At 31.0% G+C, this 17,213-nt stretch carries 18 protein-coding genes and 3 tRNA genes; 18 read left to right on the forward strand and 3 right to left on the reverse strand.

Going from position 1 to position 17,213, the window contains the following annotated elements; genetic code table 11:
• The first annotated feature begins 11 nt into the window (after positions 1 to 11).
• The 6 genes from alaS (at position 12) to ACTQYZ_RS09205 (ending at position 6,008) form a co-directional block, all read left to right on the forward strand.
• Positions 12 to 2,633, forward strand: coding sequence for an alanine--tRNA ligase (gene alaS / locus ACTQYZ_RS09180; protein WP_441416465.1), 2,622 nt, complete (start codon positions 12 to 14; stop codon positions 2,631 to 2,633).
• Between the two features lie 73 nt (positions 2,634 to 2,706).
• Positions 2,707 to 2,976 carry an IreB family regulatory phosphoprotein gene (locus ACTQYZ_RS09185; RefSeq protein ID WP_441023575.1) on the forward strand — a complete coding sequence of 90 codons (270 nt, stop codon included), beginning with the start codon at positions 2,707 to 2,709 and terminating at the stop codon, positions 2,974 to 2,976.
• Positions 2,977 to 3,071: 95 nt separating this feature from the next.
• The gene (ruvX, locus tag ACTQYZ_RS09190) at positions 3,072 to 3,506 is read left to right on the forward strand and encodes a Holliday junction resolvase RuvX (protein WP_138268953.1); all 435 of its coding nucleotides are present in this window, start codon (positions 3,072 to 3,074) and stop codon (positions 3,504 to 3,506) included.
• Positions 3,507 to 3,758 carry a DUF1292 domain-containing protein gene (locus ACTQYZ_RS09195; protein WP_138268952.1) on the forward strand — a complete coding sequence of 84 codons (252 nt, stop codon included), beginning with the start codon at positions 3,507 to 3,509 and terminating at the stop codon, positions 3,756 to 3,758.
• Between the two features lie 8 nt (positions 3,759 to 3,766).
• Entirely contained in the window at positions 3,767 to 5,623 is a 1,857-nt protein-coding gene (locus ACTQYZ_RS09200) for a ribonuclease J (protein WP_441416466.1), read from the forward strand.
• A 22-nt stretch (positions 5,624 to 5,645) separates the two neighbouring features.
• Complete coding sequence (locus tag ACTQYZ_RS09205) at positions 5,646 to 6,008, forward strand: YlbF family regulator (RefSeq protein ID WP_441416467.1); 363 nt, start codon at positions 5,646 to 5,648, stop codon at positions 6,006 to 6,008.
• 822 nt (positions 6,009 to 6,830) lie between these two features.
• Here the strand turns inward: ACTQYZ_RS09205 and abc-f are convergent.
• A complete protein-coding gene (abc-f, locus tag ACTQYZ_RS09210; protein WP_441416468.1) occupies positions 6,831 to 8,312 on the reverse strand; it encodes a ribosomal protection-like ABC-F family protein in 1,482 nt (493 codons plus the stop codon).
• A 443-nt stretch (positions 8,313 to 8,755) separates the two neighbouring features.
• Between abc-f and ACTQYZ_RS09215 the strand changes: the two genes are divergently transcribed.
• The 11 genes from ACTQYZ_RS09215 to ACTQYZ_RS09265 all read left to right on the forward strand — a co-directional run bounded on the left by ACTQYZ_RS09215 (position 8,756) and on the right by ACTQYZ_RS09265 (position 14,501).
• A tRNA-Val gene (locus tag ACTQYZ_RS09215) sits at positions 8,756 to 8,831 on the forward strand.
• Between the two features lie 6 nt (positions 8,832 to 8,837).
• Positions 8,838 to 8,912: transfer RNA gene (locus ACTQYZ_RS09220), tRNA-Gly, on the forward strand.
• Positions 8,913 to 8,916: 4 nt separating this feature from the next.
• Positions 8,917 to 9,005 (forward strand) — tRNA-Leu (locus ACTQYZ_RS09225).
• A 405-nt stretch (positions 9,006 to 9,410) separates the two neighbouring features.
• Complete coding sequence (locus ACTQYZ_RS09230; protein WP_441416469.1) at positions 9,411 to 9,854, forward strand: flavodoxin domain-containing protein; 444 nt, start codon at positions 9,411 to 9,413, stop codon at positions 9,852 to 9,854.
• 93 nt (positions 9,855 to 9,947) lie between these two features.
• Positions 9,948 to 10,892, forward strand: a complete 945-nt coding sequence (gene prmA / locus ACTQYZ_RS09235) for a 50S ribosomal protein L11 methyltransferase (protein ID WP_441416470.1) — start codon at positions 9,948 to 9,950, stop codon at positions 10,890 to 10,892.
• Positions 10,893 to 10,906: 14 nt separating this feature from the next.
• Positions 10,907 to 11,347, forward strand: coding sequence for a flavodoxin family protein (locus ACTQYZ_RS09240; RefSeq protein WP_441416471.1), 441 nt, complete (start codon positions 10,907 to 10,909; stop codon positions 11,345 to 11,347).
• Entirely contained in the window at positions 11,286 to 11,606 is a 321-nt protein-coding gene (locus ACTQYZ_RS09245) for a hypothetical protein (RefSeq protein ID WP_441416472.1), read from the forward strand. Before ACTQYZ_RS09240 ends, ACTQYZ_RS09245 begins: the two co-directional genes overlap by 62 nt.
• Before the next feature lie 36 nt (positions 11,607 to 11,642).
• Positions 11,643 to 12,830 (forward strand): iron-containing alcohol dehydrogenase, encoded by a 1,188-nt coding sequence (locus ACTQYZ_RS09250; protein ID WP_441023557.1) that lies wholly within the window; start codon positions 11,643 to 11,645, stop codon positions 12,828 to 12,830.
• A gap of 563 nt (positions 12,831 to 13,393) precedes the next feature.
• A complete protein-coding gene (locus ACTQYZ_RS09255) occupies positions 13,394 to 13,606 on the forward strand; it encodes a helix-turn-helix transcriptional regulator (protein WP_441023555.1) in 213 nt (70 codons plus the stop codon).
• Entirely contained in the window at positions 13,596 to 13,991 is a 396-nt protein-coding gene (locus tag ACTQYZ_RS09260) for a hypothetical protein (RefSeq protein ID WP_441416473.1), read from the forward strand. Before ACTQYZ_RS09255 ends, ACTQYZ_RS09260 begins: the two co-directional genes overlap by 11 nt.
• A 63-nt stretch (positions 13,992 to 14,054) precedes the next feature.
• The gene (locus ACTQYZ_RS09265; protein ID WP_441416474.1) at positions 14,055 to 14,501 is read left to right on the forward strand and encodes a hypothetical protein; all 447 of its coding nucleotides are present in this window, start codon (positions 14,055 to 14,057) and stop codon (positions 14,499 to 14,501) included.
• A gap of 10 nt (positions 14,502 to 14,511) precedes the next feature.
• Here the strand turns inward: ACTQYZ_RS09265 and ACTQYZ_RS09270 are convergent, their stop codons facing one another.
• Positions 14,512 to 15,225: a class I SAM-dependent methyltransferase gene (locus tag ACTQYZ_RS09270; RefSeq protein WP_441416475.1), complete on the reverse strand. Its 714-nt coding sequence runs from the start codon at positions 15,223 to 15,225 to the stop codon at positions 14,512 to 14,514.
• Positions 15,215 to 16,324, reverse strand: coding sequence for an HAD-IIB family hydrolase (locus tag ACTQYZ_RS09275; protein WP_441023547.1), 1,110 nt, complete (start codon positions 16,322 to 16,324; stop codon positions 15,215 to 15,217). The genes ACTQYZ_RS09270 and ACTQYZ_RS09275 overlap by 11 nt, the downstream gene beginning before the upstream one ends.
• Positions 16,325 to 16,397: 73 nt before the next feature.
• Between ACTQYZ_RS09275 and sfsA the strand changes: the two genes are divergently transcribed.
• Positions 16,398 to 17,090, forward strand: a complete 693-nt coding sequence (sfsA, locus tag ACTQYZ_RS09280; protein WP_441023545.1) for a DNA/RNA nuclease SfsA — start codon at positions 16,398 to 16,400, stop codon at positions 17,088 to 17,090.
• Positions 17,091 to 17,213 lie beyond the last annotated feature (123 nt).

Raw genomic sequence — 17,213 nt, forward strand, 5'->3', positions numbered from 1 at the left:
GGGAGATAGATATGGAAAAATACTCATTAAACGAACTAAGAAAAATGTTTTTGGAATTTTATGAAAGCAAAGGACATTTAAGACTTGAAAGCTTTTCTCTTGTTCCTCACAACGATAAGAGTCTGCTTTTAATTAACTCAGGAATGGCTCCTTTGAAACCTTATTTTATAGGGGAAGAAGTTCCACCAAGAAAGAGAGTTACAACTTGTCAAAAATGTATCAGAACACCTGATATTGATAACGTAGGTAAAACAGCAAGACACGGTACTTTCTTTGAAATGCTTGGTAATTTCTCTTTTGGAGATTATTTCAAGAAAGAAGCAATTAACTTTGCATGGGAATTTTTAACTGAAAAAATAGGTCTTGATAAAGATAAACTTTATGTTTCTGTTTATGAAGATGATGATGAAGCAGCACAAATTTGGAAAGAAGATATCGGTTTAACTGATGATAGAATTACAAGACTTGGTAAAGACGATAACTTCTGGGAAATCGGTCTTGGACCATGTGGACCATGTAGTGAAATTTATGTAGACAGGGGAGAAGAATACGGATGCGGATCTCCTACTTGCGGTGTAGGTTGTGACTGTGACAGATACATGGAAGTATGGAACCTTGTATTTACACAATTCGACAAAGACAAAGACGGAAACTACAACAGACTTGAACATCCAAACATCGATACAGGAATGGGGCTTGAAAGACTTGCTGCATATGTTCAAGGTGTTGATAATATTTTTGAAGTTGATACAATCAGATACATCCTTGATTACATTTGTGAAATATCAGGTAAAAAATACGGTGAAAATGAAAAAGACGATATTTCAATAAGAGTAATAACAGACCATATCAGAAGCAGTGTGTTTATGGCAAGTGACGGTATCCTAACTTCAAACGAAGGAAGAGGATATGTTCTTAAAAGAATTTTAAGAAGAGCAATGAGACACGGTAAACTTCTTGGTATCGAAGGACACTTTATGGAAGGCGTTGCAAAGAAAGTAATAGAAATTTCAGGAGATGCTTATCCAGCTTTGAAAGAAAAAGAAACTACAATTTTAAAACTTATAAATATCGAAGAAGAAAAATTTAATGAAACAGTAAAAGAAGGTCTTTCTTTAATTGAAGAATTAATGGAAAACTTAGAAGGCGACACATTAAAAGGTGACGATGCTTTCAAACTTTACGATACTTATGGATTCCCTCTTGAACTTACAATGGAAATACTTGAAGAAAAGGGAATTAAAGTTGATAAAGAAGGTTTTGAAAAAGCCATGAAAGAACAAAAAGACAAAGCAAGAAGCGCAAGATCAAGTAAAGATATAGTAAGTTATAAAGGTGACTTAACAAACTTTATCGCAAATCTTGAAAGCACAAAATTTATCGGATACGAAGATTTAAACGGAAGTGGAAAAGTTATCGAAATAATCAAAGACGGTGAAATGGTTAAAGAGTTAACCGAAGGAAAAGCTCTTGTTATTTTTGATAAGACTTCATTCTACGCAACAAGCGGTGGTCAAGTAAATGATACAGGTATCATTGAATCAGAAGACTTTAAAGGCGAAGTATTAAACGTAACAAAAAGCGGGGATAAATTCGTTCATGAAGTATTAGTAAAAGACGGCGTGTTAAAAGCAGGAAATGAATATAACTTCAAAGTAAACAGAGCCGACAGACTAAACATACAAAGAAACCACTCTGCAACACATCTTCTTCACAAAGCTTTAAAAGAAGTTTTAGGGGAACATGTTAACCAAGCAGGTTCTTATGTAGACAGTGAAAGACTTAGATTTGACTTCTCACATTTTGAAAAAATGACAGATGCAGAGTTAAAAGAAGTTGAAAGAAAAGTAAATGAAGAAATATTAAACCAAGACAAAGTTGAATATTTCGAAACAAGCATTGATGAAGCAAGAAAACTTGGTGCTACTGCATTATTCGGTGAAAAATACGGAAGCATTGTAAGAGTTGTAAAAATGGGTGATTACTCAACTGAACTTTGCGGTGGATGTCATGTTAAAAACACAAATGACATAAGTTTATTTAAAATTGTTTCAGAAACTTCAGTTGCAAGCGGGGTAAGAAGAATTGAAGCTATTACAGGTAAAGCTGCAATAGAAGAAAATATGAAAAATTATGATGAACTTCTTACAATAAAAGACAAATTAAGACTTAATAACAATAATATAATTGAAAAAGTAGAAGAACTTATAAATAAAAACAAATCTTTGGAAAAAGAACTTGATAAGTTCAAGAAAGAAGCTAACAAAGATAAGCTAGGAAACATCATTGACGAAGCAGTTGACGTAAATGGCATTAAATGTGTTATGGGAAGAGTTGACGGTCTTGACATGAACGAACTTAGAGATTTTAGCGATAAGATAAAAGACAAAGAAGCTAAAGTTATCGTATTCCTTGTAAGCGTTAAAGGTGAAAAAGGATTTATGATTTGCTCTGCTGATAAAGAAACTGTAAAAGACGGATTTAACTGTGGACAATTCATCAAGAAAGTAGCTCAAAGCATCGGAAGCGGTGGCGGCGGAAGACCTGACATGGCTCAAGCCGGACTTAAAGATATCGCTAAAGCTGATATGGCTCTTGATAATGCCAAAGATTTCATTAAAGAAACATTATAATTGTTAATTAATAAATAAAAAACTTGAATAATCGTAATTTATAGGTTAAAATTTATATATAGGTGGTGATATTATGGGAACAAATAACAGTAACAGTAATTTTACTATGCAATTTAGTTTGGAAAACGATCGTTCTAAACTTATCGAAGAGACATTAAGAAAAGTAGAAACAGCATTAGAGGAAAAGGGATATAATCCTGTTAATCAGTTGGTAGGTTATATTATGAGTGGTGACCCAACATATATTACCTCTTATAAAGATGCAAGAAAACTTATCAGACAAGTTGAAAGAGATGAAATTTTGGAATTAATAGTATTAAAATATTTTAATGATTTAAAATAAATACAGTACGTTTGAAAACTAAAGATTTATATAATTAAAACCTACTTATTTAATATAAGTAGGTTTTAGTTGCAAATGGGGAAAAGGAGTATATATTGAATAAAAGAATATTGGCGCTTGATTACGGTGAAGCTCGTATTGGTGTAGCCGTAAGTGATGCACTACATATTACCGCACAAGGTATATGTGTTATAAAAAGAACAAAAAACATAAAAGAGGATATAGAAAAAATAAAAAAACACATCAAGGATTATGACGCAGGGCTTGTTATTTTAGGTAATCCTCTTAATTTGAATGGAGAAAAAGGTACTAGAGCCCAAATCACCGAAGAATTTTATGAGATTTTAAAAAAAGAATTAGATGTGCCAGTTAAACTTTGGGATGAAAGACTTTCAACAAAAGAAGCTGAAAGAGCCCTTGAAGCCGGGGGAGTAAACTGGAGAAAAAAAAGAGAAGTTATTGATATGATGGCAGCACAAATAATTTTATCATCATATCTTGATTATAATAATAATTTAGGAGGTTTTTAAATGAGCGAAGAAAAAAACACAGAAGTTATCGTTTTAAAAGATGAGGAGGGCAAAGAAATATCTTTCCTTGTTGAAGATGAGTTTGAATTCGAAGACAAATCATATTTAGTTTTATATGAAGAAGATAACGATGAAGATGCATATTTGTTTACAGTTGATGAAGATGAAGACGGAAATTTGGTAGTTATGGAAGTTGTTGACGAAGACGAATTTAACAGAGTAAGTGAATATTATGACAATGAGCTTGAATAGGGGAAGAAATGGCTTTTAGAAAAAATAATTTTGAAGCTACTCCTTTATCAGGGGTTAAAAGAATAGAAAGCAAAGAAAAAAAGCTGCTTTCTTCTTCAAGTAAATATTTAGAGCATAAAGATAACAAAAATAAAATACAGAGGAATAATATTCAACGTAAAGCTACCAAAAATCAAAAGAAAGCTGAGAGTAACGTGTCAAATATAAATGGAAAACTAAAAGTAATACCTCTTGGAGGTCTTGGGGAAATCGGGAAAAACCTTACTGTTTTTGAAACTGAAGAAGATATAATTTTGGTTGACTGCGGGCTTAAATTCCCTGATGAAAATATGTATGGAATAGATATTGTTATTCCTGAATTTACTTATTTAATTGAAAAAAGAAACAAAATAAGAGGTTTATTTTTAACTCATGGTCATGAAGACCATATAGGTGCAATACCTTATTTATTAAAACAAATCAATATTCCTATATACGGAACAAAGCTTACAATGGGTTTATTAAAAAATAAACTTGTTGAACACAAACTTGACGAAAGCACAAAGCTTCATATAGTAAAAAGAGGTCATACGGTTCATGTAAAAGGCTTCAGCGTGGAATTCGTAACATCAAACCACTCTATTCCAGACAGCTGCGCACTTTATATAACCAGTCCTTACGGAAAAGTATTCCATACGGGAGACTTTAAGGTTGATTATACTCCTGTTGACAATCAACAAATAAACCTTCAAAGAATGGCTGCAATAGGTGCACAAGGTGTTGATTTATTAATCGCAGACAGCACTAATGCCGAAAGAGAAGGCGCTACAAAGTCTGAAGCAAGTGTTGGAAGAACTTTTATGTCTTTATTTAAAGAAGGTATAGATAAGAGAATTATCGTTGCCACTTTTGCCACAAACGTACACAGAGTTCAACAAATATTTGATGCTGCCAAAAAATTCAAAAGAAAAGTTGCCATAAGCGGAAGAAGTATGGTCAATGTTATATCGGTAGCAAAGGAACTTAAATATTTAAAATTTAACGATAACATAATGATTGAGTTAAATGAAGTTGATAATTACCCACCTGAAAGAGTAGTAATATTAACAACAGGTTCTCAAGGTGAGCCTATGGCTGCGCTTAGCAGAATGGCAAACGGAGAACATAGACAATTTAAAATTTCAAACGAAGATTTTGTTATTATTTCAGCAACTCCTATTCCAGGAAATGAAAAGACAGTTGCCGAAGTTATTAACAGCTTGTTTGAACTTGGCGCTGAAGTTGTTTATCAAGGAGCGGAAGGAATACACGTTTCCGGACATGCTCAAAAAGAAGAACTTAAACTTATGCATTCCATTATCAAAGCCAAATATTTTATGCCTGCACACGGCGAATACAAAATGCTTTCAAAGCATAAGGAAATTGCTATGGAACTTGGCATGAAAGAAGAAAATATCTTTGTAATGAAAAACGGGGATATTTTAGAAATCGGACCTGAAAAGGCTAAAATCAAGGGAGAAGTTCCAAACGGAATGACTCTTATTGATGGACTTGGCATAGGGGATGTAGGTAACATAGTATTAAAAGACAGAAAGAAATTAAGTGAAGACGGACTATTTATTGTTGTTGTTTCCTTAACAAAAGAAAGAGTAGTAAGCGGACCGGGGATAGTTTCACGTGGGTTTGTATATATGAGAGAAAGCGAAGAGCTTTTAAACGGAGCAAAGGAAATTGCAAACAAGGTTCTTGATAAATACAAAGATAGATTGTTTGACTATAACAGTATTAAAGCTGATATGAAATATGATCTTGAAAAGTATTTATATGACAGTACAAAGAGAAGACCTATGATTTTACCTATACTTATGTATGTAAGAGTAGATTAGCATTTAAAGGAGGATTTTAGTGATGAATGTATATGATAAAGCAAACGAACTTGCAAGAGCTATAAAAGAAAGCGATGAATTCAAAAGATACAAAAGTGCAAGTGAAAAGATTGATAAAAGCGAAGAGCATAAAAAGATGATTAAAGATTTTATGGATATGCAGTATAAATCTTATGTTGCTCAAATGAAAGGTGAACAACCTGACGAAAAGATGGTAAGTGAATTTAACTTATTATATTCTACAATGTCAAATATTTCAGACATTAAAGATTTCTTGGAATCTCAAATGTATTTTGCAAGACTTATGGAAGACATTCAAAAGACAATAGCAGATGCAGCTGATACGGGTGTTGAATTTTTAAAAGAAGGTTTGTTGAGCAAATAATCAAATAAAAAAACAGCAAGTTTGGCTTGCTGTTTTTTAGTGGAATAACAAATTTATTAAGGGGCTTAGCCCCTTATAAACCTCATATTTAATTTCCTTAAGGGTTTTCAACCCTTAATAACCCACGATTTTTTTACTCGCATAAAAAAGTTGAATAAAAAGGACGCTTCTAGGCGAAGAGGATTAAACGCTTTTCAATATCTCGCAAAATGCTCCCCGCATTTTACGGATGGAAAAGTTACCCCACCCCCTAAAAATAATCTTGCATTAACTTATCAAACAACACTTGCGTTTCTTCAAGTGATTTCTTTATATTTTCTTTGCTTTCTTCCGTTTGTTTTACAAAATCGGCAAATTGATTTTGTAGTTCTATTAGGATAAATATATTAAAAGATTTTTTAATCTTTCCTTAGATATATTATACATTGACTTTGCTGAACCGCTTGAAATATTTTGTACTTGTTTTCTAAATAAATCATGATTAATTAATTTCTACAAAATATCATTTTATATTTCATCTGATAATAACAATGTGTTCCACGCCCAGATAATCTATATAGTTTACATAAACGCAAGAATTATTGCATTCACTAATCGTAATGGCATTTATATCAACATTATACAAGTTAACTTTACCCGAATTTTTCCATTTAAGTAATTATATTTGGCATTATAAGCTATATCTTCTTTATTCACTTGTTGCCCTTTTGAATATGGAGAAATATTTTTTAATTTTACTTAAACCTTCACCTTACTACTCCTAGTCAATTGAGCTTTTACTTCCTTTATGTCTTTTCCCTTTATTTTTATTCTAGTAATGGTTTAAAGTTTTATTATTTCTGTATTTATTTTGTTTATAAATGTTTTGTCGTGTTCGATTATCAGCATCGTGGGAAGATATGCGAGTATTAAATTTTCTATTTGCATTCTGGAAAAAACATCAATGTAGTTTAAAGGTTCGTCCCATATATACAAATGTGCCTGTTCGGATAAACTTTTCGCAATTAAAATTTTTTTCTTTTCTCCTTGACTCATTATTTCCAAATTTTTCCCGAAATCCTTTCTTTCAAAATTTAATTTTATTAAATTTGTTTTAAATATGGTTTCGTTTATTTGGTTTTCTTTTATAAAATTATCCATAGAACCTTTTAAAAAAGATGTATCCTGAGGAATATAAGATATTTTTAAATTTTTTGCTTTATAGAAATCTCCTTCATAACTTATATTTTCGTCGGTTATTAATTTTATTATGCTGCTTTTCCCGCTTCCATTTTTCCCTTGAAGAATAATTCTGTCTTTGTTGCTTATCTGAAATGTGATGTCTCTTAAAATATCTTTTTTATCATAAAACAGGCTTATGTGGTTTAATCTTATGAAATTGTCGGAATGAAAATAGATAGGGGATATTTTTAAGTCTTCGCTATGTTCAATGTTTTTTAAAAGTGATTTTTTTTCTTCAACTTTTTTGTTTATTCTTTTATTTATCGATTTTGAGGTTTTCATCATTTTAGCGGATTTATGCCCTATGTATCCTCTGTCTACTTTAAGTCCGGATATGTTTTTTGTGTTGTATTTTGTTTTTTCAACTTTGCTTGCCCAAGAAGAAGTCTGCTTTGCTGCCATTTCCATATGTGATATTTCCTTTTTTAATTTTTCGTTTTTGGATATTTCAAAACTGTCTTCTCTTTCTTTATTTTTCATATATGAATCGAAATTACCTTTTTGTAAATCTATTTTGTTTTTATTTATCGAAAGTATATGGTCGGTTACATTGTTTAATAAATTTCTGTCATGACTTACTATTATATATCCTTTCTTCTTATTTAAATATTTAATAAGTGTTTCCCGCCCGTAAACGTCCAAATGATTTGTAGGTTCGTCTATAAGCAAAAAATTGTTTGGTTTTGTAAAAAGAACGGCAAGCATTAATTTTACCTGTTCTCCTTTACTTAATTCGTTAAAGTTTTTATAAATTATTTCATCTTTTGCAGAAAGCATATTCAGCTCTTTTGATAATTCCCAATATTCAAAGTTTGGGTTAATGTCTTCTATTATTTCGATGGACATTCTGTTTTTATTTTTAATTTCGAACGGGAAATATTCAAATTCGATATTTTTGCTTATCGAGCCTTTATAATCGTATTCGTTCATCAAAAGTTTTAAAAATGTTGTTTTGCCTCTTCCGTTTTTCGCAATAAGTCCGAGTTTCCAAGACGTATCAAGATTTATTGAAAGGTTTTCGAATATGTTTTCATAACTTCCTTCGTGGGAGAAGGTTAAATTTTGTATTTTAATTGTTGACATTTTCATACCTCCTTAAAAAAACAGACCGCAAGAAAATATTCTTCGGTCTGTTTTGTAATACGACAAGGACTGAATGAAAGAATTATTTTCTTGCTTTTGCATAAAAATAACGCTTAAAATTTGTTTTATGCATATTGATAAATATTAGCAAGAAAAAATAATCATTCTTTCATTATCCTCCTTTTTTCATATAATATAACATTTTAATATTGTATTGTCAATCGGAAATAAAAAAGACACCGTAAGGTGCCTGCTTGTATATTAAAGGTAGACGGTTTATAATATACAAGTTTTGGGATTAAAAAAAGAAGTAATTACTTCTTTTTTTCTATTATATATATTTTTGTTTTAAAATCAATACAAATATTTATTAAATAAAAAAATAAAAAAAAATAAAAAATTGTTGACAAAAAAGTCAATTTACATTATACTATATTTTGCTTGGTCGCATAGCTCAGCTGGGAGAGCACCTGCCTTACAAGCAGGGGGTCATAGGTTCGAGCCCTATTGCGACCACCATTTTATGCGAAAGTGGCTCAGTGGTAGAGCATCGCCTTGCCAAGGCGAGGGTCGCGAGTTCGAATCTCGTCTTTCGCTCCATTATGCCGAAGTGGCGAAATTGGCAGACGCACAGGACTTAAAATCCTGCGATCCTTACCGATCGTACCGGTTCGACTCCGGTCTTCGGCACCACTAAGATTAAAACAGCTTTAAGCTGTTTTTTTTTGTTTTATGAGATTTTTTTTTAATTTTTGAGTAATTATATTTTATGTTAAGATGGTTTATTTCATTTTTTAATTTATTTCCAAACCTTTTATTTAATTTTTTTAATTTAATATTTTATATAATTTGTTTTATTATTATCATCTTATATAAATTTTATATATAAATACTTCCAACGAGTTTGTTTGATTTTATTAGTGTTTTAAGTTTATATATATTTTTATAATTACATAATTTGTATTTTATTTAATATAAGTACCTTATTTAAAAGTTTTTATATTTAACTTTTCCTAAATTCTATTTTTAAAAGGTTAATTATAATTAAAATATTATGTGTTATAATATTTAAAAGTTTAAATTCTAATTGGAGAGAAAATGAAAAAAGTAATAATATATGCATCTTATCATCATAAAAACACAAAAAAGATTGTTGATGAAATATCAAGAAAAGAAGGCTATGAAGTTATAGATTTATTAAAGGAAAAAGATATAGATTTATCATGTTACGACATTATCGGTTTTGCATCGGGGATTTATTTTGGTAAGATGCACAAGAGAATTATAGGGTTTATAGAAAAAGCTGAGTTTAAGAATAATCAAAGAGTATTTTTAATGTATACTTGTGGATTTAGATTTTATAATTATGTTAAAGGATTAAAAAAGACTTTAAGAGAAAAAGGTATAAAAGATATTCCTGTATTTTATTCAAGGGGATATGACTCCTATGCCATTTGGGGAAAGCTTGGGGGGATAGCTAAGAACCATCCAAATGAAGAAGATATAAAAAGGGCTATAAAATTTGTTAAGGAAATTAAGTAAAATTTATATACTTTATGTTTTTAAGTATTGTTTATATATATTGAACAGTTGATATTTTAGTTATATAATTAATATTTAAGGAGAATGGATAATATGAATTATAATGAAATAAGCATTTATACAAAAACAGAAGGCATTGATTTACTTATATCTGCATTATCGGATATAGGCATTGATAGTTTTTTAATAGAAGATAAGAAAGAATTTGAAGAATTTTTGGAAGACAACAGGGAAACATGGGATCTTGTTGATGAAGATCTAAAGAAGAAAAATATCGAAACAAACGTTAAGGTATATATTCTTGAAGATGAAAGTCAAGCAGAAAAAATAGAAGAAATAAAGAATATGTTAAACAGGTTAAAGGCGTCAGACAGTGAAGATATATTTGGCAGTCTTAACATGACTTTTAACGACATTAAAGAAGAGGACTGGGCTAATAACTGGAAGAAATACTTTAAGCCTTTTAATGTAGGTAAAAAATTACTTATAAAACCTACATGGGAAGAATGCGACAACAAAGAAAACAGAATAATTCTTGAAATCGACCCTGGGGCAAGTTTTGGAACTGGAAGTCATGAAACCACAAAGATGTGTTTAATAGGGCTTGAAGATTACATGAAAGAGGGAGACGAAGTAATAGACGTAGGCTGCGGAAGCGGTATACTTTCCATTGCTGCCGCAAAACTTGGCTGTAAGCACGTGACAGGGGTTGACATCGACCCAATGTGTATAGAGACATCTTCATACCTTTCAAAGATAAACTCTGTTTCTGATAAGTTTGATGTGTTTATAGGAGATTTGGCAGAAAAGGTAGACGTTCAGGCTGATGTTGTTGTGGCAAATATATTTGCCCACATAATAAAAAGACTTACTCCTGATACTAAGAGAATACTTAAAAAAGGCGGTATATTTATTTCAAGCGGTATAATAAAAGAAACCGTTGATACTGTTATAGACAGTTACAAAGAAAATGGTTTTGAAATACTTGAAGTAAACAATATGGGGGATTGGTACTGCGTAGTAGGTAAAAGGCTTTAAGCTTGGAGGAAGATTTGAAAGTAGCTTTAATTAACGGTCAAAATCACAAAGGCTCCAGTTACAACACCGGAAAGATTTTGGCTTTAAAACTTACAAGTGAAGAGGATATTTTTGAGATATTCTTACCTAAAGATTTTGATAAATACTGCATGGGGTGTAATTCATGTTTTATGAAAAGCGAGAGGTTATGCCCACACTATGAACTTATTCATCCTATTGATGAGATAATGAAAAAGTGCGATGTGCTTATATTTACTACCCCGACTTATGTATTCCATATGAGCGGTCAGCTTAAAGGGTTTTTGGATCATTTTGGTTACAGGTGGATTGTTCATAGACCCGAAGCTATTATGTTTAAAAAAACAGGCTGTTTGTATTTCAACCGCTGCGGGAATGGGAACAAAGAAAGCCGTAAAGGGAATAAAAGACAGTTTATTCTTTTGGGGAATATCTAAGATATATACTCTTGGAATAAATGTATACAGCGTAACCTGGAATGATGTAAGCGAAAAGGTAAAAGAAAAAATAGACAAAAAGACCGATAAAACGGCAAGGAAGATATTAAAAAATGTTGGTAAAACAAAGCCTACAATAAAAACGAAACTTTGGTTTTACGGTGTAAGGATGTTACAGAAAAAGGGCGGTTTAAATAAAGTCGACAATGAATACTGGAACATGAAAGGTTACACCAAAGACAAAAGACCTTGGCTTTAATAAAATATAATATAATATAATAAACGGAGGAGCAAAATGCAAAAATTCGATTACTACACACCGACTAAAGTAATCTTCGGTAAAGGAAGAGAAGCAGAAGTTGGAACAGAAATGAAAAAAGACGGAGCAAAGAAAGCTTATATTGTATATGGTGGGGGAAGCGTAAAAAGAAGCGGACTTCTTGATAGAGTAGAAGAAGCTTTGAAAGCTGAAAACATAGAATATAAAATGATTGGCGGAGTTAAACCAAACCCAAGATTATCTCTTGCAAGAGAAGGTGTTGAAGACGCAAAGGCTTTCGGCGCTGATTTTATCTTAGCAGTAGGAGGCGGAAGCGTTATTGATACAGCAAAGGGTATTGCACACGGCGTTGCAAATCCAGATGTTGATATTTGGGATTTCTGGGAAGGAAAGAAAAAAGTTGAAAAATCACTTCCTGTAGGTGTTATCTTAACTATTTCTGCAGCAGGTAGCGAAATGAGTAATTCAGCTGTTTTAACAAACGAAGAAACAGGAGTAAAAAGAGGTCTTTCAACAGACTTTAACAGACCAAAATTTGCAATCATGAACCCTGAACTTACATTTACACTTCCTGATTATCAAGTTGGATGCGGTATAGTTGATATTATGATGCATACAATGGACAGATATTTTACAGATTTAAGCGAATGTCAAAACGATTTAACAGACGAAATCGCAGAAGCACTTCTTAGAACAGTTATTAAAAACGGTAAAGTTGCTGCAAAAAATAAAGAAGACTATCATGCAATGAGCGAAATTATGTGGGCAGGTTCATTATCACACAACGGACTTACAGGTCTTGGTGCGCCTATGGACTTTGCTACTCACAGACTTGGTCATTCTCTAAGTGCTAAATTTGATGTTGCTCATGGTGCTTCACTTTCTACAATGTGGCCTCACTGGGCAAATTATGTAAAACACAAAGATATAGACAGATTTGCAAGATATGCAAAAAATGTTTGGGGTATTACAGAAGGAACAAAAGAAGAGCTTGCCGATAAAGGTATTGAAGCGACAGCAGAATTCTTCCGTTCTATAAATATGCCTACAAACTTTACAGAACTTGGAATCGGTATTCAAGATGAAGAAGGTTTAAGAGAACTTACTGACAGATGTTTCTATGTTAAAGGTACAAAAGTTGGAAAACTTATTCCTTTAACAGAAGAGGATATTTATCCTATTTATGTTAGTGCTAATAAATAACGATAAAGGGGCTTTGCCCCTTAAACCCCATTAAGGGATACTCCCTTAACAACCCTATCTTAAGGGGTGTTACCCCTTAACAACCCCACTCTTTTTTTGCTTGTCCAAAAAAAGAGGTAAAAAGGACACTTCTCGGCGAAGAGCCTTTGACGCACTCCAAAGCTTACTAAAAATACTACCCGTATTTTTAGAGCTGGAGTGCTACCCCGCCCCTGCATTTGATTGTGGGGTCGGGGTGTTTTTTTATTTATTTTTAAAGTTTGGGGAAAGCTATTTGCGTAGGCACATTAGAGATTTTTGATGTATTTGGATTTTATTGGGAAATACCTAATTTACCAGTGAACGAGTGCTACCCCGACCTTGCATTTTGATGTGGGGTCGGGGCTTTAAATTCTTTTATGAAAGTTTGTGAGACAGTGTGGAGTTATGGAAGTAATATTTATATTTAGATTTTGAAATGCCTTGTTTTGCGGGGTGTTTTTTTTGTTTTGTAAAGGAACCTTGAGAAAATTGTTGTTTAGAGTATAATATATGTAAAGGAACCTTTACATAGGAGAGTGAAGTTGAAAAATAACGTTGAAAAGTTTAGAAAGGAAATGGGGCTTAATCAGGAGAGTTTTGCAAAGGAATTAAAAGTATCAAGGCAGACTATAAGTGCTATTGAAAACGGGAAGTATAATCCCTCTTTGGAACTTGCTTTTGAGATATCTCGTTTTTTCAATAAGACTATAGAAGAAATTTTTATATATGAGGAGGGAAAAAATAATGAAAAATAAATATCAGTACTGGTACATCGGGTATATTATTTCATTTATTTTATTTGTCACATTGATTATGACGAATTTGCCTAAAAGCGTGGATATGGGAATGATGATTTTATTTAGTGCTGTATTTGGTGTTTCTCATTTTCAAATTTGGCATAATAAAATGATAGAAAAAGACATTGATTATAAAAATGAAGTTATGGATGAAAGAAATATATTAATTAAAGAAAAAACCGGTAATATTGCAAATATGATTACATTGATATTGCTTAGCATTGCAACAGTAGTATTTATTTGTTTAAATTTTGTTTTTCCTGCTATTATTACAGCCATGATTATTTTTATTCAGCCTATTATTCTTATTATTATTAGTAATAGCATTGAAAATAAAATGTAGAAAATCCATAGAGTTTTTACGTATTATTAATAAATTAAACTTTTATATATGAGGTTATGAAAAATGAAAAAGAGTAATTTTATTTATGGTGCTATATTTGTTTTGATTGGAATTTTGTTTATAATGCTTGCGGTGTTTAAAGAAAGCAGACTAAGTAGTATATTTATAGGTTTTGGGGGAGGCTTTTTGTTTAACGGTGTGATTAGCATATTTAGGTATTTTTATTATAGCAGCGATAAAAACAAGGAAAAATATTTAAAGAAGCTTGAAAAAGAAAGAATAGAAATGCATGACGAATTAAAGGAAAGCCTTAGAAATAAAAGCGGAAGATATGCTTATATAATAAATTTAATTATACTTTGTATCAGTGCTTTTGTCTTTGCTTGTTTATCTGTTATTGAAATTACAATAAGCATAACAGAGTTTATTATTTACTTGATTGTTTTAATTATTTTAAATTATGTTCTTGGGGTATATATTTATAAAAAATTACTTAACAAATACAAATAAAAAGCAGTGGTTAATATGCCACTGCTTGAATTTTTTCGCTTTCTTCATTTGGTTTGTCTTTTGTAAGGAAGTCGTAGAAGAATACATTTTCAAAGCCTGCTTGCTTTAGGGCTTCGTTTATTGTATTTACTGAGAAAATCCTTTGTTTATGTTCTACTTTGCATAGTCTTTCTTTAGTGTTTGATATTATGATTGTAGTATTTAACCAGTCTTCTTTTTTGCTTCTTCTTACATCAAAGGTTAAACCTTCGTTTTCTAAAATTTCATTTTCCGGTTTATAATATTCGCTTATTATATCAAAGGTAAAACTACCGCCTTTATTTAGATATTTCTTTATGTTTTTAAAGGTCTTTAACAAGTCATTTTCGCTTTGAAGATAATTTATGCTGTCGCAGACGCTGTAAATAAAATCAAAGCTGATATCTGAAACAAAGTCTTTCATATCTGCTTTCATAAAACGGAAGTCTTTTTCTTCATAGTAAGCATTTTCGTTTGCTTTTACAAGCATTTCACCGCTTATATCTATTCCGTAAAAATCACCATTTAAAATATCGCTTAAAAAAAGCATCATATATCCGCTTCCGCATCCAAGGTCTAAAATAGAGTTTGGATTATTTATGGTTGAAAGCTCTTTTATATAATCTGCCCACATTTCATAGTCTGCAAGAGCGATATAATTATCATAGTATTCACTAAAATTTTTATAGCTGTTATTATTTTTCATTTAATAAATTCTCTCTTATAAAGTTTTCTACGCCATTATCAAATACACTGTCAGTTATATACATAGCGTGTTTTTTTACCTCATCTGAAGCATTATCCACACAGACCGATACACCTGAATTTTCAAACATTGATACGTCTGTTATGCTGTCTCCAAAAGAAATAATGTTTTCTTTATCTATTTTTAAGTAGTCTTTTAAAAATAAAAGTGCGTTTCCTTTTGTTGACGGACCAAACTCAAAGGTTGTGGTAAATGATTTTGTGTAGTTTAATTTATCATGAGCTTCTCCAAGTCTTTTTAGTGTATCATGGGTGTTTTTATCACCTACAAAATCAAATGTACATATTCTAGTTAGAGGAATATCAAAAGGCATATCTCTTAATTTATCTATTATGTGAAGTTTAAAACCCTCTACTATATTTTCTATTGGCGAGAAGAAGTTTATATTTTTATTTACAATTTCAGGATTATATTTGCTTTTTGTAATGTATAAATCCTCTCCCGATTCGATTAAATAAATTAAAGTATCGTTATCTTTTAATGTATTTAATACGTCTTTTTTGGTTTCTTCTTCGATTAATGTTTCCTTTAAGATATGTCTTTCTTTGTTTTCGTAGTCGTATTTTACTACGCTTGCTCCGTTATCGCAGATTATATAATCCGGTTTTAATTTATAAGCGAAGTTAAACGCTTGATAAAAGCCTCTTGCAGTTGCGAATGCAGTTATATAGCCCATATCCTTTAACTTATTAAAAAGACTTACATAATTTTCATCGATACTGAATTCATCTTTTAATAAAGTATGGTCAAGGTCAGTAATAATTAGTTTAATGTTTTTTAATTTTTCTTCCTTTTTCATATTTGTAAATTCCATTAATTTGTTATTAATATAATCGTAGTTTTCCTTTTTATGAGGGAGTATGCAGTTTGAGCAGTCTTTTATTCCGTTTTTCGTATAAGTGAAATTTCCCATACATTTTTCTTCCATTAAATACAATGGACAGTAGCAGAAAAGACAGTTAAAATTATCTTTATCTTCTGTTTTATGGCAGGGGAAAAATTCACATTTGTTGTTATTTATAAATTTATAATTTTCCATAAAATTAATTTTAAATTAAAAACACCCTTTTTTCAAGGTGGTTTGATATAATATTTTATTGAAAAGAGGTAGTATGAAATATAAGAATATAGTTAAAGGAAAATTTATAGATAGACCAAACAGGTTTATAGCAAATTGTTTGATTGATGATAAGATAGAAAAGGTACATGTAAAAAATACGGGAAGATGCAGGGAGTTGCTTACTGATAATGCCGATGTTTATCTTGAATATATAGATAGTGAGAGCAGAAAGACAAAGTATGATTTAATAAGCGTATATAAAAATGATGTGCTTTTTAACATGGACAGCCAAATGCCAAACAAGGTATTTAAAGATGGAGTTTTAAATAAGGTTATTACCCTTGATGAAATTGGGGAAGTAACTTTTATTAAAGGCGAACAGAAATATAAAAATTCAAGGTTTGATTTTTATGTGGAAAGTGAGAATAAAAAGGGGTATGTGGAAGTAAAAGGGGTAACATTGGAAGAAGACAATGTAGCGATGTTTCCAGACGCTCCCACAACGAGAGGGATTAAACATGTATATGAACTTATAGAAGCAAAAAAAGAAGGCTATGAAGCTTATATCTGCTTTATAATTCAGTTTGCAGGGGCAAAGTATTTTACCCCAAATCCAGTGCATAAAGATTTTATCAAAGCTTTAAAACAAGCAAGAGATAATGGAGTAAATGTTCTTTGTTTTGAATGCAGTGTTACAAAAGATGAAATAAAAGCTAAGAATAAAATTCCTTTTATGCTTAAGTAAGCTTTTATTTTAGTAATATTTTGAATAATTTAAGCTTAAAATTATAAGTAGTGATTTTATTATTTTAATAAGAATAAATATATAAAAATTTAGTTAAATAATTTTATAAGTAGTATACTAAAT

The sequence above is a fragment of the Anaerofustis sp. LCP19S3_F7 genome, assembly GCF_052119445.1.
GTDB classification, from domain to species: Bacteria; Bacillota; Clostridia; order Eubacteriales; family Anaerofustaceae; genus Anaerofustis; species Anaerofustis butyriciformans.

Bases quoted from the DNA above. Each gene is read 5' to 3' on its own strand.
- abc-f (WP_441416468.1), bottom strand. From the start codon at position 8,312: ATGTCAACAATTAAAATACAAAATTTAACCTTCTCCCACGAAGGAAGT.
- ACTQYZ_RS09265 (WP_441416474.1), top strand. From the start codon at position 14,055: ATGAAAAAGAGTAATTTTATTTATGGTGCTATATTTGTTTTGATTGGA.
- ACTQYZ_RS09250 (WP_441023557.1), top strand. From the start codon at position 11,643: ATGCAAAAATTCGATTACTACACACCGACTAAAGTAATCTTCGGTAAA.
- prmA (WP_441416470.1), top strand. From the start codon at position 9,948: ATGAATTATAATGAAATAAGCATTTATACAAAAACAGAAGGCATTGAT.
- ACTQYZ_RS09230 (WP_441416469.1), top strand. From the start codon at position 9,411: ATGAAAAAAGTAATAATATATGCATCTTATCATCATAAAAACACAAAA.
- ACTQYZ_RS09260 (WP_441416473.1), top strand. From the start codon at position 13,596: ATGAAAAATAAATATCAGTACTGGTACATCGGGTATATTATTTCATTT.
- ACTQYZ_RS09185 (WP_441023575.1), top strand. From the start codon at position 2,707: ATGGGAACAAATAACAGTAACAGTAATTTTACTATGCAATTTAGTTTG.
- sfsA (WP_441023545.1), top strand. From the start codon at position 16,398: ATGAAATATAAGAATATAGTTAAAGGAAAATTTATAGATAGACCAAAC.
- ACTQYZ_RS09195 (WP_138268952.1), top strand. From the start codon at position 3,507: ATGAGCGAAGAAAAAAACACAGAAGTTATCGTTTTAAAAGATGAGGAG.
- ACTQYZ_RS09270 (WP_441416475.1), bottom strand. From the start codon at position 15,225: ATGAAAAATAATAACAGCTATAAAAATTTTAGTGAATACTATGATAAT.
- ACTQYZ_RS09275 (WP_441023547.1), bottom strand. From the start codon at position 16,324: ATGGAAAATTATAAATTTATAAATAACAACAAATGTGAATTTTTCCCC.
- alaS (WP_441416465.1), top strand. From the start codon at position 12: ATGGAAAAATACTCATTAAACGAACTAAGAAAAATGTTTTTGGAATTT.
- ACTQYZ_RS09205 (WP_441416467.1), top strand. From the start codon at position 5,646: ATGAATGTATATGATAAAGCAAACGAACTTGCAAGAGCTATAAAAGAA.
- ACTQYZ_RS09200 (WP_441416466.1), top strand. From the start codon at position 3,767: ATGGCTTTTAGAAAAAATAATTTTGAAGCTACTCCTTTATCAGGGGTT.
- ACTQYZ_RS09245 (WP_441416472.1), top strand. From the start codon at position 11,286: ATGGGAACAAAGAAAGCCGTAAAGGGAATAAAAGACAGTTTATTCTTT.